Origin of the sequence: Pseudomonas chlororaphis subsp. piscium (assembly GCF_003850345.1) — a bacterium.
Classification (GTDB): Bacteria; Pseudomonadota; Gammaproteobacteria; order Pseudomonadales; family Pseudomonadaceae; genus Aquipseudomonas; species Aquipseudomonas piscium.
Genome location: NZ_CP027707.1, coordinates 2,314,701 through 2,331,668, shown reverse-complemented (window position 1 = coordinate 2,331,668; position 16,968 = coordinate 2,314,701). Strand labels below are relative to the sequence as shown.

The 16,968-nt window shown below is 58.0% G+C and carries 20 protein-coding genes and 1 pseudogene; 7 read left to right on the top strand and 14 right to left on the bottom strand.

Going from position 1 to position 16,968, the window contains the following annotated elements; all coding sequences use genetic code 11:
* Positions 1–89 precede the first annotated feature (89 nt).
* Positions 90–545, bottom strand: a complete 456-nt coding sequence (locus C4K38_RS10865; protein WP_053278293.1) for a MarR family winged helix-turn-helix transcriptional regulator — start codon at positions 543–545, stop codon at positions 90–92.
* Positions 546–855: 310 nt separating this feature from the next.
* Here C4K38_RS10865 and C4K38_RS10860 point away from each other — a divergent pair, with 310 nt between their 5' ends.
* Together C4K38_RS10860 and C4K38_RS10855 are read left to right on the top strand one after the other, a co-directional pair.
* Positions 856–1,410: a cytochrome b gene (locus C4K38_RS10860; protein ID WP_053278292.1), complete on the top strand. Its 555-nt coding sequence runs from the start codon at positions 856–858 to the stop codon at positions 1,408–1,410.
* 280 nt (positions 1,411–1,690) lie between these two features.
* Positions 1,691–3,499, top strand: coding sequence for a calcium-binding protein (locus tag C4K38_RS10855; protein ID WP_053278291.1), 1,809 nt, complete (start codon positions 1,691–1,693; stop codon positions 3,497–3,499).
* A gap of 696 nt (positions 3,500–4,195) precedes the next feature.
* Here C4K38_RS10855 and C4K38_RS10850 read toward each other — a convergent pair.
* Together C4K38_RS10850 and C4K38_RS10845 are read right to left on the bottom strand one after the other, a co-directional pair.
* Entirely contained in the window at positions 4,196–5,338 is a 1,143-nt protein-coding gene (locus C4K38_RS10850; RefSeq protein ID WP_053278290.1) for a radical SAM protein, read from the bottom strand.
* 248 nt (positions 5,339–5,586) lie between these two features.
* Entirely contained in the window at positions 5,587–6,051 is a 465-nt protein-coding gene (locus C4K38_RS10845) for a cell wall hydrolase (protein ID WP_053278289.1), read from the bottom strand.
* Here C4K38_RS10845 and C4K38_RS32550 point away from each other — a divergent pair.
* Both C4K38_RS32550 and C4K38_RS10835 read left to right on the top strand, forming a co-directional pair.
* Positions 5,995–6,193: pseudogene (locus tag C4K38_RS32550) on the top strand (integrase); the annotation flags it as partial. The gene C4K38_RS10845 and the pseudogene C4K38_RS32550 sit on opposite strands and share 57 nt — an antisense overlap.
* 482 nt (positions 6,194–6,675) lie before the next feature.
* Positions 6,676–6,891, top strand: coding sequence for a hypothetical protein (locus tag C4K38_RS10835; RefSeq protein WP_053278288.1), 216 nt, complete (start codon positions 6,676–6,678; stop codon positions 6,889–6,891).
* A gap of 7 nt (positions 6,892–6,898) precedes the next feature.
* Here C4K38_RS10835 and C4K38_RS32545 read toward each other — a convergent pair whose 3' ends face one another.
* Entirely contained in the window at positions 6,899–7,156 is a 258-nt protein-coding gene (locus tag C4K38_RS32545) for a hypothetical protein (RefSeq protein ID WP_081001456.1), read from the bottom strand.
* An 81-nt stretch (positions 7,157–7,237) separates the two neighbouring features.
* On the opposite strand from C4K38_RS32545, the gene C4K38_RS10825 reads away from it, so the two are divergent.
* The 3 genes from C4K38_RS10825 (at position 7,238) to C4K38_RS10815 (ending at position 9,242) form a co-directional block, all read left to right on the top strand.
* Positions 7,238–7,549 carry a hypothetical protein gene (locus tag C4K38_RS10825; protein WP_053278287.1) on the top strand — a complete coding sequence of 104 codons (312 nt, stop codon included), beginning with the start codon at positions 7,238–7,240 and terminating at the stop codon, positions 7,547–7,549.
* Positions 7,550–7,579: 30 nt separating this feature from the next.
* Positions 7,580–8,287, top strand: coding sequence for an SOS response-associated peptidase (locus C4K38_RS10820; protein ID WP_053278286.1), 708 nt, complete (start codon positions 7,580–7,582; stop codon positions 8,285–8,287).
* A gap of 355 nt (positions 8,288–8,642) precedes the next feature.
* On the top strand, positions 8,643–9,242 hold the full coding sequence (locus C4K38_RS10815) for an EndoU domain-containing protein (protein ID WP_081001455.1): 600 nt from the start codon (positions 8,643–8,645) through the stop codon (positions 9,240–9,242).
* Positions 9,243–9,259: 17 nt separating this feature from the next.
* Here the strand turns inward: C4K38_RS10815 and C4K38_RS10810 are convergent, their stop codons facing one another.
* From C4K38_RS10810 to C4K38_RS10765, 10 genes are all read right to left on the bottom strand, one after another.
* Complete coding sequence (locus C4K38_RS10810; RefSeq protein WP_053278285.1) at positions 9,260–9,784, bottom strand: lysis system i-spanin subunit Rz; 525 nt, start codon at positions 9,782–9,784, stop codon at positions 9,260–9,262.
* Complete coding sequence (locus tag C4K38_RS10805; RefSeq protein WP_053278284.1) at positions 9,784–10,209, bottom strand: cell wall hydrolase; 426 nt, start codon at positions 10,207–10,209, stop codon at positions 9,784–9,786. Before C4K38_RS10805 ends, C4K38_RS10810 begins: the two co-directional genes overlap by 1 nt.
* 57 nt (positions 10,210–10,266) lie before the next feature.
* Positions 10,267–10,611: a hypothetical protein gene (locus C4K38_RS10800; protein WP_053278283.1), complete on the bottom strand. Its 345-nt coding sequence runs from the start codon at positions 10,609–10,611 to the stop codon at positions 10,267–10,269.
* 1 nt (position 10,612) lies between these two features.
* Positions 10,613–11,380, bottom strand: coding sequence for a pyocin knob domain-containing protein (locus C4K38_RS10795; protein ID WP_053278282.1), 768 nt, complete (start codon positions 11,378–11,380; stop codon positions 10,613–10,615).
* 62 nt (positions 11,381–11,442) lie between these two features.
* A complete protein-coding gene (locus tag C4K38_RS10790; RefSeq protein WP_053278281.1) occupies positions 11,443–12,123 on the bottom strand; it encodes a hypothetical protein in 681 nt (226 codons plus the stop codon).
* Complete coding sequence (locus tag C4K38_RS10785; protein WP_053278350.1) at positions 12,123–12,434, bottom strand: hypothetical protein; 312 nt, start codon at positions 12,432–12,434, stop codon at positions 12,123–12,125. The genes C4K38_RS10790 and C4K38_RS10785 overlap by 1 nt, the downstream gene beginning before the upstream one ends.
* 8 nt (positions 12,435–12,442) lie before the next feature.
* Positions 12,443–15,376 carry a phage tail tip fiber protein gene (locus C4K38_RS10780; protein ID WP_053278280.1) on the bottom strand — a complete coding sequence of 978 codons (2,934 nt, stop codon included), beginning with the start codon at positions 15,374–15,376 and terminating at the stop codon, positions 12,443–12,445.
* On the bottom strand, positions 15,373–15,771 hold the full coding sequence (locus C4K38_RS10775; RefSeq protein ID WP_053278279.1) for a DUF6950 family protein: 399 nt from the start codon (positions 15,769–15,771) through the stop codon (positions 15,373–15,375). Before C4K38_RS10775 ends, C4K38_RS10780 begins: the two co-directional genes overlap by 4 nt.
* A 2-nt stretch (positions 15,772–15,773) precedes the next feature.
* Positions 15,774–16,376: a hypothetical protein gene (locus C4K38_RS10770; protein WP_053278278.1), complete on the bottom strand. Its 603-nt coding sequence runs from the start codon at positions 16,374–16,376 to the stop codon at positions 15,774–15,776.
* Complete coding sequence (locus tag C4K38_RS10765) at positions 16,376–16,960, bottom strand: hypothetical protein (protein WP_053278277.1); 585 nt, start codon at positions 16,958–16,960, stop codon at positions 16,376–16,378. The genes C4K38_RS10770 and C4K38_RS10765 overlap by 1 nt, the downstream gene beginning before the upstream one ends.
* Positions 16,961–16,968 lie beyond the last annotated feature (8 nt).

The following is a 16,968-nucleotide window of genomic DNA, read 5'->3' as shown; positions in this document are numbered from 1 at the left end:
CAGGGATTGTTCGCCGGGCATGGGGTGGTTTCAGTGCGGGTTCGCTGGAGCCTCAATGTGCCCGGTCAGCCCCGTGCAACTGAATACTTTCAGTCGGCTGTCGACATGTCCGGCACCTTCGCCAGGTTGCCGTGCATGCGCATCAGCATGGCTTTGAGCTGCTCCACTTCCGCCTCGCTGAAACCCTGGATGGCCACCTCCTCCCAATGCATCGCCCGTGGCACCAGCGACTCCACCAGGGCCAGCCCCGCGGGCGTCAGGCTGATGCAGACCTGGCGGCCATTGGCGTCCTGCCGTTCGCGCAGGATCAGCCCCAGCTTCTGCATATTGGTCACTTGCCGCGACAAGGTGGAGATCTCCGCCGAGACCCGCCCGCCCAGCTCGCCAAGACTGAGCCCGCCCTGTTCCCGAAGCACCGCGAGCACCCGGTACATGACCAGCGTCAGGCCATGCTCGCCAAGCTCCTGGGAAAAGCACTCGCCCATGCGCACCCCGACACGGGTGACCAGGTATGGGACGGCGGTGGAAAAACAGTAACTGTTCAAAGATTCAGACCTCGGTATCCATTGCTGAGACGGCTCTGCGCGGGGGGCATGTTACGTCGTTGAGCTGATCCGGTGAAATGCGCCTGTCCCTTCCATTCGACGCTGCCCGGGAAGGGGTGGTGGCAAACATGCACTTACAACTATTGCAAATGCAACACTTGCAAATGCAAATATAGATTGAAATACTCCTTCCGCGATCGCCCTCGACCCAAGGCCGCCATCGCGTACCGAGCCAAGGAGGCGACACCCGGTTGACTCAACCGACGGCAACCCGGAGCCCTTCCACCTTTCAAAACGGCAGATTGTCCTTATGAATGCTTCCTCTTCCTACAGTCTGGCAGCGCGGCTTTTCCACTGGAGCATGGCGCTGATCATCATCGGCGTCTGGCTGATCGGCTTTTACTCCGCCAACCTGCGTGGCGATGTGCCCAGGGGCGGCCCAGCGGTCTTCGTGCACAAGGCGATTGCCAGCACCGTGCTATTCCTGCTGCTCGCCCGGCTCTGCTATCGCTTGACCCACCGCTACCCGGCCATGCCCAGCAGCGTCTCCAGGGCGATGTCCGGCATCGCCCATATCGCCCACGCCCTGCTCTACCTGGTCGCCATGCTCGCCGTGCCGCTTTCGGGCTGGTACTGGAGTTCGGTCGCCGGTCATCCAATCCCGCTGCTGAGCCTGTTCAACCTGCCACCCATAGCGCCGGTGGATCAGTCCCGCTACGACCTGGCCATGTGGATACATCGCCTGCTGTCCTGGGGCGCCGGCGCCTTGATCCTGATCCACGTGCTGGCGGCGCTCAAGCATCACTTCTTCGACAAGGACGACATTCTTGCGCGCATGTTGCCCAAGGTTCGCCGGCGCGGCTGATACCCGGTCTCAAAGGTAGGGAAGATGGGCGGCTGCGGATCAGCCTCGAGATAACCAAAGTGTAATGACGCTGATTTTATAGCGGCTGGATCGGGCTTTTACTAGGACGATCGTGCCAACACCCCATTACCCGACCCACACCCTCCAAATGAATGAGTAGCTTGGGCGCAGATTCCGGAGCACGCAGTCACCAGGCTCCGAAATCCGAGCGAAGAAGAACAAGAAGACTTCAGCTCTTGTTTTTTTTCATGACTTTTTAGTTTGTGAGGGAAAACGAACCATGGCGATATTCGACTACAAGGGCCAAGACGGCCGCGTGCTCATTTCAGATGCCTGGAACCTTGCCACCTACACCAGTGGTGTAGCGACGGTAGGGGCACTCTACAACCTACCCGGGGCGGTCCTGGGCGAAGGCAACACCTTTGCCCTGCCCAAGGGCTGGCGCGAAATCAGCGCCAGCGACCTGAACATCGACAGCAGTCACCTCGACCTGACGGGCAGCTTCAAGGGCGAGAACGTATCCGGCTCCCAGGCCAAGGTGTTCGGCCAGTACGACGAGAGTGGCAAGCTGGTCAAAATGGGCTTTTCGATTGCCGGCACCAACTCGCCGATGGACCTGCTGGGTTATCCGGCGATGATCGACAACTCCTATATCCGCGGCTACGACTACCTGCTCGACTCGATCAAGAACTACGCCACCAGCCATAACCTGACGGGCAAGGATGTACTGGTCACCGGCTACAGCCAGGGCGGCTCCGTGACCAACAGCATGTACCTGGGCAAGGACACCCTGGCCGACGGCTTTTTCAAGGATTCGGACTACTTCGGCATGGCCTCGCCAAAGGCCAGCAACAGCGACGGCATCTTCAACTTCGGCTTCGAAAACGACATCGTGCATCGGCTCATCGGCGAACAGACCGACCTGAGCGGCGCCATTCTCGCGGCCCTCAAAGGCAGTGACGCCAGCTACACCTCGACCACCGACAACATCGTGCTGTTCGACACGGTCTACGCCCTGCCCACCTGGCCCAACGGCCCCTTCTCCGTGGTCAATCCCAGCGGCTGGGTGGCGCACCTCGAAGGCATCTTCATCAATCCCATCCAGCGCATCGGCCAGTCGACGTTCTACGACTACATCGAGCGCGACAGCACCATCATCATCAGCAACCTCGACCCGATCAGCCGCGGCTTCACCTGGGTCCACGACAAAGCGTCCGCCACCTCCAACCACTTCGGCACCCCGGCCTTTCTCCTCGGCACGGACAGCAACGACAAGTTGCAGGACGGCCGCAACGATGACTTCCTGGACGGCTTCGCCGGCAACGACAGCTTCAGGGTCAGCACGGGCACCGACATAGTCGCGGGCGGGGTGGGCGACGACAAAGTCTTCCTGCAGGGTACGGTCTCCAGCTACGAAGCCGTGCGCCTGAGCGATGGCAGCCTGTTTCTCAACGACACCAGCGGACGTTACGGCCTCAAGGAGCTGCACGACGTCGAGCATGTCGAGTTCGAAGGCCTCTTGGGCCAGACCTTGACCCCGGCCTTTACCGTGACCAGCAGCAAGCTCGACTACGAAGGCCTGTTCGGATCGAACAAGAGCTACGCCAAGGCCACCGAAGGCACGCAGCTGGCAGACCTCCTGAAGGGTACCGCCGGCCGCGACCTGATCTTCGGCCAGGGCGGTGACGATCTTATTGAAGGCGGCGCGGGCAATGATCTGCTGCACGGTGGAAGTGGCAACGACACCCTGCTCGGCGGCAGTGGCAACGACGCCCTCTATGGTGGCGCCCACAACGACATCCTGGTGGGCGGCCTGGGCAACGACACACTCAGTGGTGGCGTGGGCAGCGATCTGTTTGTCTTCGACCAGGGCGGCTTCGGCCATGACCTGATCAGCGACTTCAACGTTCACCAGAACGGGTTCGATCAGTTGGTGTTCTCCAAATCCCTGTTCGCCTCCGCAGCCGCCGTCATCAGCGCCACCAGCCAGCAAGGCAGCGACAGCCTGATCGTGGCGGGAGACAGCAGCATCACCCTGGTAGGGTTCAACCCCGCGCAACTGAGCGCGGATATGATCAGCCTGGTCTGACGTTCGATGGGCACACCCTCCGCTCATACAGGGGTGTGCCCTGACCGGCCTAGTCACCACAGAAACAAAAAGGCCCACCTTTCGGTGGGCCCTTTTCTATTCTGCTGATTCTTCGCCGGGCAAGTCAGTTACATCCCCCCTTTGTACGATTGCAGAGCCAGGATCACCAAGTGTTGAGCCTTAACGCGCTTGGCTGAGGTCAGGTCAGGAAGCTCAGCCTTTGCAGTGTTCAGCAGGACGGCATTCAGCAAACGCCGTGCCCGGGCTTTCTTGACCACAGCAGCGCCTGTGCCGAGTCGATGGCAGCCGCGGTTATGGTATTCGACGGGTAAGGACGTGGAGGGTGGTGGCGCCCGGCTTCCTCCTTGAAGTGAAGAACCAGGCTTCAATCCACATATCTGAACTGGCCTGATAATCTCGGACACCTCTTAAGGGCGATATGATTCGCCCACTCAGGAGGTTTCATGCAAGATCGAAAGATCTATATCCGCGACTTCGGCGAAATCGAACATCCGTAAGTGAATATGAACGTGGAAAAGCCTGATGCCCGACATACTCGAGGGTAAAAGCAACACAGGTCCATCCACTCAAAGTAATGCGAGCTGGGTTGCTGCATCGGCTGGCAAGGTATTTTCTGCAAGCCGAGCTCAATCTTTTACAAGCATCCTGCTGCCTTCACAATACACAAAGGAAGAACTAGCCCCCCACCCTGCCTTCAACACGGCCAAAGAACAGGTAATGCTGATAGCCACTGGAAAAAGCACCATTGGCAACCGCATCTCTTACATCCTGATTCTCCTGAAGATATTGAATTTCATCAAAGTCTTGAGCACTGACTTCACCGTCCCGCCCAAGATCCTCACTGACAATAGGAAGACCCAGAATATTTCGACGTTGAAAGTCCATGATGCGATTGACGGCATGGCGTTCCATCGGCCCGTGGTTAGGTGCAGTCGCATAAGAATGCAGACCATTTTTTACGCACCGATTGCACATATCGACACAGTTTTTCTGGGTACTCTTAAGATTGCTCAGTTGCTCAAGCGGAAGTTCCAGATATTTGCCAACGTGGTACTCGGCCTGATTGAAAACAGAACAACAAAGAACAGCATTTCCGTTACAGTCGAGTACCAACATGTTGTTCTTTAGACTGCACGCATGTTTCGGGTAGTGCTTGAGTAAATTCACCAGATCGTCATAAGGTGGTAATGCGAGCCTTTCGAGTGTTTCGTGGTCTGTGTCTGTGACGGAAGGATCACGCTCGATGATTGCAAGGGTTTTCTCAAGCGGCATCATCACCGAATAACCGGTGGTAAATTTGAAGCCTAGCTGCTCGCCAAACTCACGCATCAACCCTTCTTCTTCCAGGTTATCCAGGTAACGATGATAGTAAATTTCGACTTCTGTCTTGAGATTGTACTGCTGCTTGATATCATGCAGTTTAATCATATTCCCTTTAACAACTTCGATATCCCCCCCCACATGCCCTAATTTGTAGGTTTCCTGGTGAAAGCCGGAAAGCGACACTCGAAAAAACGTGGGCTCAGCCATTAAGGCTTTTTCCATGTTCTTGGCTATATTCAAGTTAGAACTTATTCCGCTATTCAAGCCTGCCGCGTTAACCACCTGAATAAACTCGCCAATGCGCGGATGAATCAGAGGCTCAGTCCAATTATAAAGGTGAATCGAGTGAACCCCCTCAAGTTTGGCTTTTTCAACGATCTTGCTAAACATCTCGAGCTGCATGGATTTCTTGAAATTATTATTTTCAGAATTTCCCATGGGACAGGAAGGGCAACTTAAATTACAAGCTCCAACGATATCGATAAACATGTTCATTATGGAAAGCACTCCTTAGGTTGATGCCACATCCGTAACTACAAGATTCAAATTTCTGAGCACAATCTGCTGGCGGTTCATTTTTTTGACGGCAACAGGCGAAATTTGCAAAATCCAAGCCAAAACAGTGAGTTGGACACCCGTATAATTCGAAAAATCAAGCAACGATCCCTGCTCTGTAATACCTCTTCGCGGAGGGTTCGCCATGCAAAACTCAGATCGGCTCCCTTCCCTGTTATTCAAATCAATTAAAACCAACTCGCGCTGAAGGCCGCCATCATGGAGCTGACACTTTGGGTTGAGCAGCGCGGAGCAGCCGAGCTCGGCGGTGTCTTCATCGCGATCGCGTGATAGTGCGTGGCTCCGCCAAGGGGATCCGGCACCTTGTCATCAATCACCTGATCAACGGCAATCCGTGCCTGAGCCAGCTCACGGAACAGGATCTGCTCCGCGCTGCTCAAGTACGGAAAGTTCAGATTGTTTTTGTTCCAGCAGTTGAACTGGCACGGTTTCTGGCACACGCCGGCGTAGCCTTCGCCCCACCATGAACTCGTCTTTCCATCGTTCACACGATTGCGAATTGTCCAGGCCACGGTCACTTGGCCGCCTGGGCTTTCGCCACGCGCCTCGCCCCACAGGGTTCGGGCAAGTACACAGGAGGGAGGGAGGAAGAGATGCCAGGCTTTCACGAAGTCAGGGCGCTGTCGCTGCATCTGTACCAGAAGGCCGGAAAGACGGGCAGAAGATCGCGGGGCACGCGAGTGAGGCAATGACAAAAACTACCAGCGCGACCACGCCGAGATCATCTGGCCAGAGGCAATTCCCGACCTGAATATCAGTGAAATCACTGGCTAGTTTTGCGCGAGTATTGCGCAGCCCCTAAACGAAAAAAGAGATCAAGCCGCTAGTGCTTGATCTCTCTTAGGAATATGGTCGGGACGGAGTGATTCGAACACTCGACCCCTAGCACCCCATGCAAGCGGATCTCACTACAGGCCGCTAAACACAAGGCTTCGCGCTGGGCGCTCGCTGCAACGATGCCCAACAGAGAAGAACAGCGAATAACAAAGTCACTTGGAAAGTCACTGAGCTGCTTTTCCCCTCCTCCGGCGTCCTGCCGACCGAGCACAACTGGTCCTGTTCAGCTGCCGGCACAATTCATTGTTCACGTTGATGTCGTCACGGAGCGGCACCGCAAAACGGATTTCTTTCTGAGGTCGAGCTACACCCCTCTCTCTCATATATAGACACACTCTGACGGCCGTGAATTGGATCCATTGAGAGAATTTCTCAAATAGAACTGGTAACATCACCCGCCAACAAGGAGAGCATCATGCATGAAGGATAAGGATGATAAGAACACCAATGGCGGCTATGAAGATCTGCCGGATCCGCCGCCTGAGAGAAAATTAACCTGGAAGGGTTGGTTGATTCTGGCCGTTGTCGTGGTGATCGGATATGTCGCAGCCACCCAGTACACGGGCGAGCTTGATACAGAAAGATTGAAAATATACGGATTCAAGGAGTCGGTTTTAGAGCGAAAACAGAATTAATCCTAGGTCATTGGCAGGCCCGTACTGCGGCTACGAGCTCTCGCTCGTAACCAGACCGTTGTCGCCGCTCAGCCAGCAATGCCCTGACTTTTACCTCAAGCGAATCCGCCCCCTTCAATCCTGCCGCAGCGAAATCCGGTGCCGATACTTCCGGTGCCCGGCAAGGAATCTGCACCGGAACCCCTACCCGCACAATGCACACCTCAGGCTCCCCGGCCGGCCAGTACAAAGTCGCTGAGCTTCCTGCCCTCCTCCCCCATCTCATACTGTTCGTCGCCTCAAATCGCTCACCTTCCAAGCCTCGATTACTGTATGCACATACAGCAACAAAGCGTGAGGCAGTACCGTGGACATCGACGACAGTGAATTTACGCTGGGCATCCCTACGCCCGTTGAAATGCTGGAACAACACATTTTGCTGCTACAAGCGGAATATGAAACAACGATTGAGGCTTTGGCAAAGGCCAAGAAGGACATCGCTACGCTGGTTGAGATGTATGAGGCGGCCGAACGTGACAGAGCGTACACCCGTGCTGCCCTAGCCAAAGAAAGACTTCTGCTTACAGATTTTCGAGCGGAGAATGAAAGGCTGGAAGCACGCCTGGAGGAACAGGAGCGCCAGTTGCGAAGGGTGAGCGGCACACGCCGTTATCGATAGCTATGCCAAACCTCAAAGTGAGGATCGGCTATGTGCGGAAGAATTTCACAGTACCGCGGCATTCACGACTTTGTTGCGGTGCTCAGCATGCCCGGGGCCTTGGTCAATACCGTCGGCGATCTGCCGTTGGGGCGGTACAACGTGCCGCCGACAACTCAGGTCGCCCTGCTCCACCTGGAGAATGGCGCGCTACATGCCGACCTGCTCAGGTGGTCTTGGAAACCGCATTGGGCAACCAATCGAGCCGAACCCATTGCCCGCTCCGAAAAGGTCGCGCGCAACCCCTATTACCGGGCAGCCTGGCCAAATCGAGCGATCACACCAATAGACGGATGGTTTGAATGGCTCGCGGATGAAACTGGAAAACAGCCCTACTACATCCGGCGACGTGATGGCCTACCCAGCCTGTGCGCGTCAATTGGCCATTGGCCGCATTCTGATGAGCCCCCTCGGGAGCATGACGGCTTCGTGATCATCACCGCGGACTCCGCCGGCGGCATGGTCGACATTCACGACCGACGGCCAGTGGTCCTGACGCCTGAGCTGGCCCGGGAATGGCTGGATCCTGCGACACCCAAGGAGCGGGCCGAGCTGATGCTGATGCACCAGGGCGAACCGTCCGAAGTGTTCGAGTGGTTCAAGGTCGACCGCGCCGCGGGCAACACAAAGAACCAGGGGGCGCACTTGATCGACCCTATAGGCGAGATCCATGGCGGGGCGTTCGTGAATAACGGCTGATACTGCAGCGGTATGGGCTTGAATCGTGCATACGCCACATATTACGTGGCTTCCAGCAACTTACCGCCTAAAACTCTTGTGTCATTTGAGGCGATTTTAAGCCAGCAAAACCGGGATACGTTGAGCTAGTTCTAGACAGCTTTTTTTGAGCTACCTACAGGCACCAACTGCGGCAACAAGTTCCCGCTTGTACCCGATCCGCTGCTAGTACTTTTTCTATCAGCAGTGTTATCCAGCAGAAACTCGACTTTCTCCTACGCAGACTTAGGATGAAGCTTACAAAGTATCAACATGCAAATCCGGCAAGCGCTCTAATATTGAGATAGTCACGCCAAAAAAACCTCAAGGAAGAACAATGAAAAACCTCATAGAGCTTACAGTAATTCTCACAGCCGCCACATTACTTTCATCATGCAGCAATGATCAACCATCGGTTACAGCTGCCGCAGCCACCGCCTACGGCTGCCCCTTTCCAGCCGACATTAAGATCTCCAACAATGCCTACACCGTAAATACAAAGCATATTTTTTGTGGACAGGTGACCACAAGTAATAATGCGGAAGGGTTTCACTCAGCACCTGGCGGTATTAACCCGTCGACAGTGAATGCAACTACAAAAACCTCCATCCCTGGCTCTACAGACATATACAAGTACGAAAAATTTGGAATTCGCAACGACGTTCAAAGTCCTTGGATGACAAAGCCCACATCAACTATGTTTCCAGATACTTGCACCGGGGATCAGGTTATTGCCAGCATAGAATACGCGACATCTATGATGGGGGCCTGTATCAGCAATAGTCCAAATGAGCGATGTGGGCGGTCTGGGCCCTTCAACGACAAGTCCGGAGATTACTGCACCAGCATCAGCAGCGGCGGGAGCTTCAACTTAAAAGTGATACTCAGCGGTAACGACAATAAGTACATTATCTCTGCGTACCCGGACTATCATTAGTAAAAAATTCAGAGCAACTATTTCCGCTTCGTAACCTCTCGCACATAGCCCTGACACGCCTGCAGCGCAATCAGTCCTTGGTCGCCGTCGTCGGTGATGCCGACAATTCGTTGAGCATGCGCCGGGTCAAGTCGGGCGTGCGGGGCTCCATGAACCAGGCCGACGGTGGCGGTGGTGGCAGGCACTGCGCAGCCACTGGCTGTATCCGCGGCGTCGACAAGGACTGACAACCGTAGATCGGCAGTAGCAAGGCGATCGCGCAGGCGAGCTTGGTTTTTCTGAGCATTGGTCAGTTCCTGGTGGTGGGATTGGTCGGCGGTGGCCAGGCGCTGCTCAAGCGCAAGGCGCTTATCCTGGTCGGCGCGCTGCTGAGCTGCTGCCGCGCTACTGATAGCGGCCAGGTCATCCTGGTGAAGCTGTGCCTGCTCGGCCAGCTGACTGCCGTAGCGCCAGTCCTGCACCTTCCAGGCGACGCCCGCGCCGCCGGAGATCAGCAGGCCGGCCAGCACCAGCCAGCCGATCAGCTTCTGCACCGGCGTCATCACGGCACGTCCTTGAAGAAGGCGTGTTGCCCGATTCGCACCGTCTGCTTGGCCTTCGCCGCCCAGGCTGGGGCCTTGGACATGGTGGTCGCGTAGTAGTGCGTGGCGCCACCAGTTGGATCTGGCGCGGCACCGGCGATCACCTGATCAGCTGCGCGCTGGGCCTGGGCGAACTGGCCGGTCGGGATCGGCTTGGCGCCGCTGAGGAACGGATAGTTCGGGTCGTTCTTGTTCCAGCAGCTGAACTGGTACGGCGCCTGGCACACGCCAGCGTACCCCTCCCCCCACCAGGACCTGGCCTTGCCATCGTTGACACGGTTGCGAATGGTCCAGGCCACAGCGATCTGGCCGACCAGGCCCTCCCCGCGAGCCTCACCCCACAGCGTCCTCGCGAGGATGTCGCAGTCTCTTTCGGTTGCAGTCATAACTTTTCTCCAGGCGAAAAAAAACCGCTCAAGGCGGCATTGGTGTTCAGGCGGCTATCAGGCTTCGATGCTTTGCTGAGGCATCTCCATTTCTGGATCGTCGGGGACGAGGATGTGCAAGGTGATCATGTGCTTGAGATCGTAGGGCTGACCGTCCTTGGTCACGGTCACAGTCAGCACGCCGTCGGCGAACTCGATCTCAATTTCGGCGCGGCCGTCCACCTGGTTGATCGTGTAGCCCCAACCCACATCTACCGGTGGAAATGGCACCATGCCGAGCGCGCCAGTGACGGTATAAACGCCAACTGCTGCACGAGCTGATGTAACGTCGTATGAGCCCAACGACACCAGGTCGTAGGTCTCGCCGGTCGCGCCGAGGATGTTGATTGCTGCTCTTGCCATTTCAGATCGCCTTCAAAGTGCCGTCGGAAGCACGGCTAGTATTTTTTGTTGTGTAAACCTTGTCCCAGCTCGACCATGCACCGTTGGCGGTGCTCCGGATCCACATCGTGTTGCTGTTGTAGTCGATCATTAGCTGATTGGAGAAAGCGTTGCTGTAGGACATTGTGAGAACTGAGGCAGCTGTCATCCCGGCGGGAATATCAGTCGCGGACCCGGAATACGAGAAATCGAAACCACCATAGTTACGGCGCTCATCCAGTGCACTCGTTGGGCGGCGCTCAGTCAAATACTGACCGATGCCTCGGTCCCCAACTTTCAGCAGTCTTCCGAGCGTAGCGTCATCGGCACCAACAGTAATGCTTGCTGTGGCAGCACTGCCCAGGCCAAGGCCAGACCTTGCTGTAGCCTGATCAGTACCGCCTGTGCCCCCTTTCGTGACCGGAAGGGTGTCGTAGTTGCCGGTAGTGCCCAGGGCGGCCATCTTGGCGCCGTAAGTGTTCACCCAGGACCGGACCTGATCGGCCAGACTTTTCTGGTAACCCTGGACCGGCATAATCGCGTAGGACGCACCCGACGCTGTTGCCCCCTGGTAAGCCGGAATGATCGAGATCACAGTGTCACTCGCGACGTTTCCCAATTCATACTGACGGCCATCAGGGCCGATGAACGCATCCCCTACCCGGGTATTTGCAGCAAAGCCAGAACCGGTGCCAGTCACAGTCGTTGAGCCGTTCGTGACGGCCACGGTCCCTGCTCGAATCCAAGCCATGGGTTTATCCTTTTGTTGGGCAAAAAAACCCGCTCATGGCGGGCTGTGAGGGTTCGTGTTGCTCAGCTGTTCATCTTGGCGAAGACAGCCGGAAGGAAGAATGCGTACGGATTTGCTACTGCAATCGTGATCGCATAAAGCTTGTTGTTGGGAAAATCCCACCAGCAGTACAGCTGTCGCCCCATGCCGCTTCCCGAGTTCATGTCCATACCGAAGTTGTTCAACAGCAAAAACTCGTCCTGCGGGAAGTTGAATGGCACGGTGTAGTAGATCCGTGTCAGGCCCTGCGGGTCTTTGTCGTCCTTGACGTAGCTCCAGTTCTGGAAAGCTCGAGTAAAGTTCGCCGCCGAGGTGCCAGAGTCGAACAGCAGTTTCCCGGTGCCATCCCACAGGCGAGCCCCATACTGAGCCACCGGCTGAGCTTCGAACGCCGCAACAAAGTAGCGCCCATTAGGCTGTGCAGTGTTTACGTTGTAAGCGCGAACATAAAACCCCGTCCAGTTGCCGGCCGAACCAATCAGACGCATGAAACACAGGCCTGCTACTCCATTGACTGTATCTGGCCGAATAAACACCAACGGCGGTTCCTGAGAGGTCACCGGCCTGGCAAATGTGGTGGTAGAGCCGAGCCCATTCTCCCCCGTTGGGGCATAGCGCCCGGTCGAAATTACCACCAACCGAGCAAACTCCGAGTCGAGCGTCACGACATTTCCGTTATTCGTGAACTGCATTCCGTAGCTCATTAGCTCCACCTCATTACGATCAATCGCATAGTCCCAGACGATGTCGTACTGGCGGCAAAGGTGCGCGTATGGTTGTAGACCCGAACAACCCCATCTAGCACTTCGGTTTCAAACTGCCGGCTGTTGTTGTCGTAAGTGCCAATAGGAATGGCAACTGCCGTACCATTGCCAGGCCCAACACCGGGGACCGCGAAGTCTTGATTGCTCTTGCCGGCCCCGACGGCGAATGTAACCAGCGTCGACAACACCACACGAATCGTGAATGAGTTCTCGTCGACCTGGAGCGCGCCGTCGGCGCCCCAGATCCTGATTCCGTAGCTCATGCGGCTAAGTTCCCCCATTGATAGCGCTTCATGCCGTTCTCATCGAACACCTTGCCGCCGTTGTTGTTGATAATCTGGCGAGCGCCGGCTCCCAGGGCGCTGTTGATCTCGAACGTGCCGTCAAACCACAGCCGCCACCCGGTGCTGCCGGCGACGTAGTTGTTCGACTGGATGTAGTTGCCGATCTTGGCGTTGGTGATCGTGCCGTCCTGGATGAACGCCGAATTGATGAACGTCTGGCCGCCGGTTACCGCAAACGGCGACACCGGCGTGCCGTTGGCCAGGTTCAGCAACATGAAGGTGTCAGCGCGCACAACGAACTGCGACGAAACCCCGGAAGGATCAACTTGTAGGCCCAGACCAAACGAGGCTGCGTACTTCTGGCCGCCGGCGGTGGTCTCCATTTTCACCGACCAGATCGTGGACAGTTGGCCGTTGGTGTTCGCCAGGGCTGAAGACGTTTGCTGGATTGCTGCCGTGTTTTGGCCAACAGTGGCTTGCAGTTGAATCCGCTGCGTGGCCTCGGCCTCAATCGCGGTAGCCCGGACCTTCTCCTCGGTAACAATCGCCGCGGTGTTGTCCCAACCCTTCATGGCATCGGCCAGGTCGCCGGCGCCATCATCTTCCCGCCAGGACGCGCGGAGCGTGTTGGTTGAGTTCGCCTGCGCCGTTACCACGCCGTCCAGCTCGGTGATATCGGCGGTGTTGGTCGCCACCTGCTGGGCCAGGCCGTTGGCCGTCTCGATCGACTGACCAACGTCTTTCCAGTAAGTAGCATTCGGCGGAGGCATGTTCGCTGGCACGGCCGACAATGCTTGATACAGCCGCTGGCCTTGACGGACGATGTCATTTTTCACATAGGTCTTGGCAGGGTCATAGAGCAGGATGTCATCGAGCGCGTCGATCTGGTCCTGCAGCCCGTCGATCTCCGAGATCAGGTCCTGACCCAGCTCCGTGCGGGTGACCTTGCCAGCCAGGGCCGCCAGGTACGCCGAGACGTCGTTGGAGGTGGCGGCCGGCACATACAGGAACGCACTCTTCCCATAGGCGTTCGACGAACGCACGAAGTAGTAATAGTTCGTGTAGAACCCAAGTCCGGTGTGCGTGAAGGACAGACCCTGCCCCAGATAATCCGCATCATCCGCAGTGGCCGTCGGCGACGTGCTGAAGAAATACTCGTAGGTGCCGCCGTTGAGGCCGTGCAGCGTGTTCTGCGGAATCAGCACGATGCTGTCGATCGAGGACTGTACCGCACATGACTCTGGGATCGGCGGCCCCATAATGCTGACCGCGATGGTCGCCTCACCGGAGCGTGCCATAGGGCCCACCGCCGCCACGCTCATCGTGTAGTTGCCCGACGGCAAACCGTTGATTGCGCACTGCGTCGAGGTTGCCGGGATGGAGTGCGACTGAACAGCGGTCGCGCCCTGGCGGACAATGACGACGTAGGACGACACAATCCCGGCAGGCGGCGTCCAGGACAGGACGCCCTGCACCACCTCCGCGCCGGTGTTCTGCGTCCAGGTCAGCCCAGTAGGAGAGCCCAGGCCGCCGGCCGGCAGGCTGATGAAGCCGAGCGGGTTGTAAGGCTCGCCCACGGCGTCATCGAAGATCGCCGCCTCGTACTGCTTGACCTGCACGGTGCAGCCTTCGCTGTCGCCCATCGACCAGTCGCTGACGATGAACTCGCCCAGCATGTTCAGCGATGGCAGGTTGACCCGCACCACCCGGCCCGGCCGGCAGTTGTAGCCGGCAAAGTTCATGGGGATGCTGATCGCGCCGCCCGCGCGCCGGCGGCGAAGCTCGATGTTGGCCAAGCGCTGGGCCTGGTATGGGTCCGTGACGTAGGAAAAGGTCAGGGTCTCCGCCGCCTCTCCGCCGTCCTCAACGATCCACTCGGCAACACTGACCTCCGGATAGTCCGTCTCGGTCCAGGACTGCGACGGGTCAATGAAGGTGCCACGCACGGTATTGATGGCTGAATCGTTGGTCGGTTCGGTGCTGCCAGTAACGGTGCCGATCACCATATCCTCGGTGATCTCGAAGTCATACGGGCCGTAGTAGGCCCCGGCCTGGAGCATCCAGCGACCGCCGACGCGGATCAGTTTGCCCGCGCACGCCGCTTCCAGCTTCTGCAGCACGCCGGTGCGCTGCTCGTCGGCGCCGATAACGCAGGCCGTCCGGTAGCGCTGGCTGACCGATCCGTCGGCATTGGTGATGGTCTCGTCGCAGACGTTGGCCGCGCTGGCAAAGGTCTCGAACACGATCTCATCGTCAGGCACACCGCAGCGCGTCCGCAGGTACCACAGCATGTGCAACGCGGTATTGGCGCTGTACCCGGTGTTGCCGGTGCGCGGGTCGTAGATGTCGTTGCGGCCGCGGACCACGAAGCGGGTATCCGGGATGCCGGATGGGAACTTCTCCGCGCTGTACTTCAATGACACACGCACGAACGACAGGCCGCGGCCGATCTGACTGTCTTTCCAGTCCGGGCAGTTGGCCTTCAGGAAAGCGTTCACCTGAGTCGGGTTGACGATCAGCTCATAGCTGGCGAATTCGCCGAACGAACCGATCTCCTCCTCGCCCAGGTAGATGTTTTCAACGGCATCGACGGCGCCCTCGCTCAGCACATAGACCAGGTGCAGCCATTCGCCTTCGGTCTGGCCGCTGGCCTGCTCCTGGGCCCACACAAGCACGCCACCGGTGGCCACGCGGCCGAGGATGAAACGAACCGGTGCCTTCGATGATCGCACGGTCTGCGCCGATGGCTCGTTGTCGCGCAGTGGCGACTTGGTGTTCAGCTTCTCCTGCTGCTCGGCGGCGTAGAAGGCCAGCGCTGCGCCAGCGACAGCACCCCATGGGCCGCCCTGGGCAAAACCAACTACAGCACCGACCACCACCTGGGCGAGTTTCTTGACGCCGCCGCTCATTCAACCCTCCACGCGGCCAGAGGCTCGCACTCAATGCGGCAAACGCCGTCTTCGGTCGTCGACCAGTAATCACCTGCCCAGAACACCGCCATGCTCCGGCCGCCCGGGGCGTCGTACAGCACCACGTCACCGCGCTGGATGAAGGACAGGGCCACCCGAGAAAAGCAGGCGTCCCACGCCGCTTCCAAGCTGCCGTGCTGCTTTTTCAGTTGCCGCTTCGCGCCGGCCTCGGTCTTGTACTTACCGCGGTACTGCTCGGCCGGATCGACCCCGCACACCGCCGCGGTGCAGTCGGCGGCGAACAGACAGCAGTCAAACTCGCCCCATGAAAAAGGCCGCCCTTGGGCGGCCTTGATCACGTCGTTTAAACGCGTGGTCCAATCTCGATAGCGCATGACTAGCTTCCGTAATTGAATGTTGGGGCGTCCTTCTTCGAGCCCCAGTAAATGGGCCACTCGGACATTTGGGCGATGGCGTAGAAGAACCGGTCATCCTGGTGGCGGGCCCGGTGGTTCTCGTCGGTGAAGCGCTCGGTTCCGGTGCGACTCCACTCGGCCATGCGATCGATCACCGGCACCGTGATGCTGTTGCCGTCCTGGCCGTTGCCGGCGTAGGAGAACTTGGCGGCGTCCATGCGGCCCGAGAACAGGATGTCGGCCGCGTAGTTGCCGGCCTCGTCGAACACCACGAACATGACCTTCGCCGACCGTCCGCGGCAGCCGCGCACGTTGGTCTCCGCCACGATGTAGGAATCCAGACCATTGAGGGACAGCTCGACTGACATCGGCGAGTTCGAGTTGTCGCTCTCCTGCGACTGGCTGACCTGGCCGAAATTTCCCACCCCTTCGTAGGTGATGCCGTCGATCACCAGCTGACCGGTGCCGGTGTGCGCGAAGACCATGCCGTCGATGAAGTCGAGCTGCACGGCATACACGGCCAAGAACTTGCCGGTGGCGATGATGTTCACAACGCTCTGGCTGAACGGGAATGCTGAGGGCATCAGAAGGCCTCCCTGAACTGATAGCTACCGTTGGCCACCACCGGACGAACCGACATAGACCAAGTGTCAGAGGTCATGCGCATCTCCGAATAGGGGTTTCGGTATTCAATGGCGGCGCCGGCGGTCAGCGCCTTGCGAATCCTCTTGTTGAGCGGGACCGTGGCCTGGCCCTGGGCATTCGACGAGACCAGGTCGGTCACCTCGAACATCTCGCCCGCCACGGTGATGTAATCGCCCATCGCGAAGATGGGCGTGCTCGGCGTCGCCCCGGCGATTAGCATGCTGCGCGCCTGGGCATTGCCAGTGACCACCACCAGCGAGCCCACATTGTCGACCCGCGTGCGGGTGAAGGCAGGAAGATTGAAGGTGCCGAACATCCCATCCAGACGCCCGAGGAAGGCAGAAAGCTCGCGTTCCTGCCACCTTTCCAGCAAACCGAAGGTCAGCGTGCACTGCCAGTAGGCGCCCGGGTAGCCAACGATCTGCTGAGCGTTCGACAGCATGGACGTGAACGCCCGGCTGTTGTTGACGATGCCCCAGGTCATTTCTGACGGGCGCAGCGAAGCAGGCCACGTGAGAGCCATGCGGTACT

What these genes read in the sequence shown, in the direction of transcription:
- C4K38_RS10810 (WP_053278285.1), bottom strand. Translation starts at nt 9,784, where the DNA reads ATGACGCCGGTGCAGAAGCTGATCGGCTGGCTGGTGCTGGCCGGCCTG.
- C4K38_RS10780 (WP_053278280.1), bottom strand. Translation starts at nt 15,376, where the DNA reads ATGAGCGGCGGCGTCAAGAAACTCGCCCAGGTGGTGGTCGGTGCTGTA.
- C4K38_RS10790 (WP_053278281.1), bottom strand. Translation starts at nt 12,123, where the DNA reads ATGAGCTACGGAATGCAGTTCACGAATAACGGAAATGTCGTGACGCTC.
- C4K38_RS10765 (WP_053278277.1), bottom strand. Translation starts at nt 16,960, where the DNA reads ATGGCTCTCACGTGGCCTGCTTCGCTGCGCCCGTCAGAAATGACCTGG.
- C4K38_RS10775 (WP_053278279.1), bottom strand. Translation starts at nt 15,771, where the DNA reads ATGCGCTATCGAGATTGGACCACGCGTTTAAACGACGTGATCAAGGCC.
- C4K38_RS10820 (WP_053278286.1), top strand. Translation starts at nt 7,580, where the DNA reads ATGTGCGGAAGAATTTCACAGTACCGCGGCATTCACGACTTTGTTGCG.
- C4K38_RS10770 (WP_053278278.1), bottom strand. Translation starts at nt 16,376, where the DNA reads ATGCCCTCAGCATTCCCGTTCAGCCAGAGCGTTGTGAACATCATCGCC.
- C4K38_RS10845 (WP_053278289.1), bottom strand. Translation starts at nt 6,051, where the DNA reads ATGCAGCGACAGCGCCCTGACTTCGTGAAAGCCTGGCATCTCTTCCTC.
- C4K38_RS10800 (WP_053278283.1), bottom strand. Translation starts at nt 10,611, where the DNA reads ATGGCAAGAGCAGCAATCAACATCCTCGGCGCGACCGGCGAGACCTAC.
- C4K38_RS10805 (WP_053278284.1), bottom strand. Translation starts at nt 10,209, where the DNA reads ATGACTGCAACCGAAAGAGACTGCGACATCCTCGCGAGGACGCTGTGG.
- C4K38_RS32545 (WP_081001456.1), bottom strand. Translation starts at nt 7,156, where the DNA reads ATGAGATGGGGGAGGAGGGCAGGAAGCTCAGCGACTTTGTACTGGCCG.
- C4K38_RS10815 (WP_081001455.1), top strand. Translation starts at nt 8,643, where the DNA reads ATGAAAAACCTCATAGAGCTTACAGTAATTCTCACAGCCGCCACATTA.
- C4K38_RS10795 (WP_053278282.1), bottom strand. Translation starts at nt 11,380, where the DNA reads ATGGCTTGGATTCGAGCAGGGACCGTGGCCGTCACGAACGGCTCAACG.
- C4K38_RS10850 (WP_053278290.1), bottom strand. Translation starts at nt 5,338, where the DNA reads ATGAACATGTTTATCGATATCGTTGGAGCTTGTAATTTAAGTTGCCCT.
- C4K38_RS10855 (WP_053278291.1), top strand. Translation starts at nt 1,691, where the DNA reads ATGGCGATATTCGACTACAAGGGCCAAGACGGCCGCGTGCTCATTTCA.
- C4K38_RS10860 (WP_053278292.1), top strand. Translation starts at nt 856, where the DNA reads ATGAATGCTTCCTCTTCCTACAGTCTGGCAGCGCGGCTTTTCCACTGG.
- C4K38_RS10835 (WP_053278288.1), top strand. Translation starts at nt 6,676, where the DNA reads ATGAAGGATAAGGATGATAAGAACACCAATGGCGGCTATGAAGATCTG.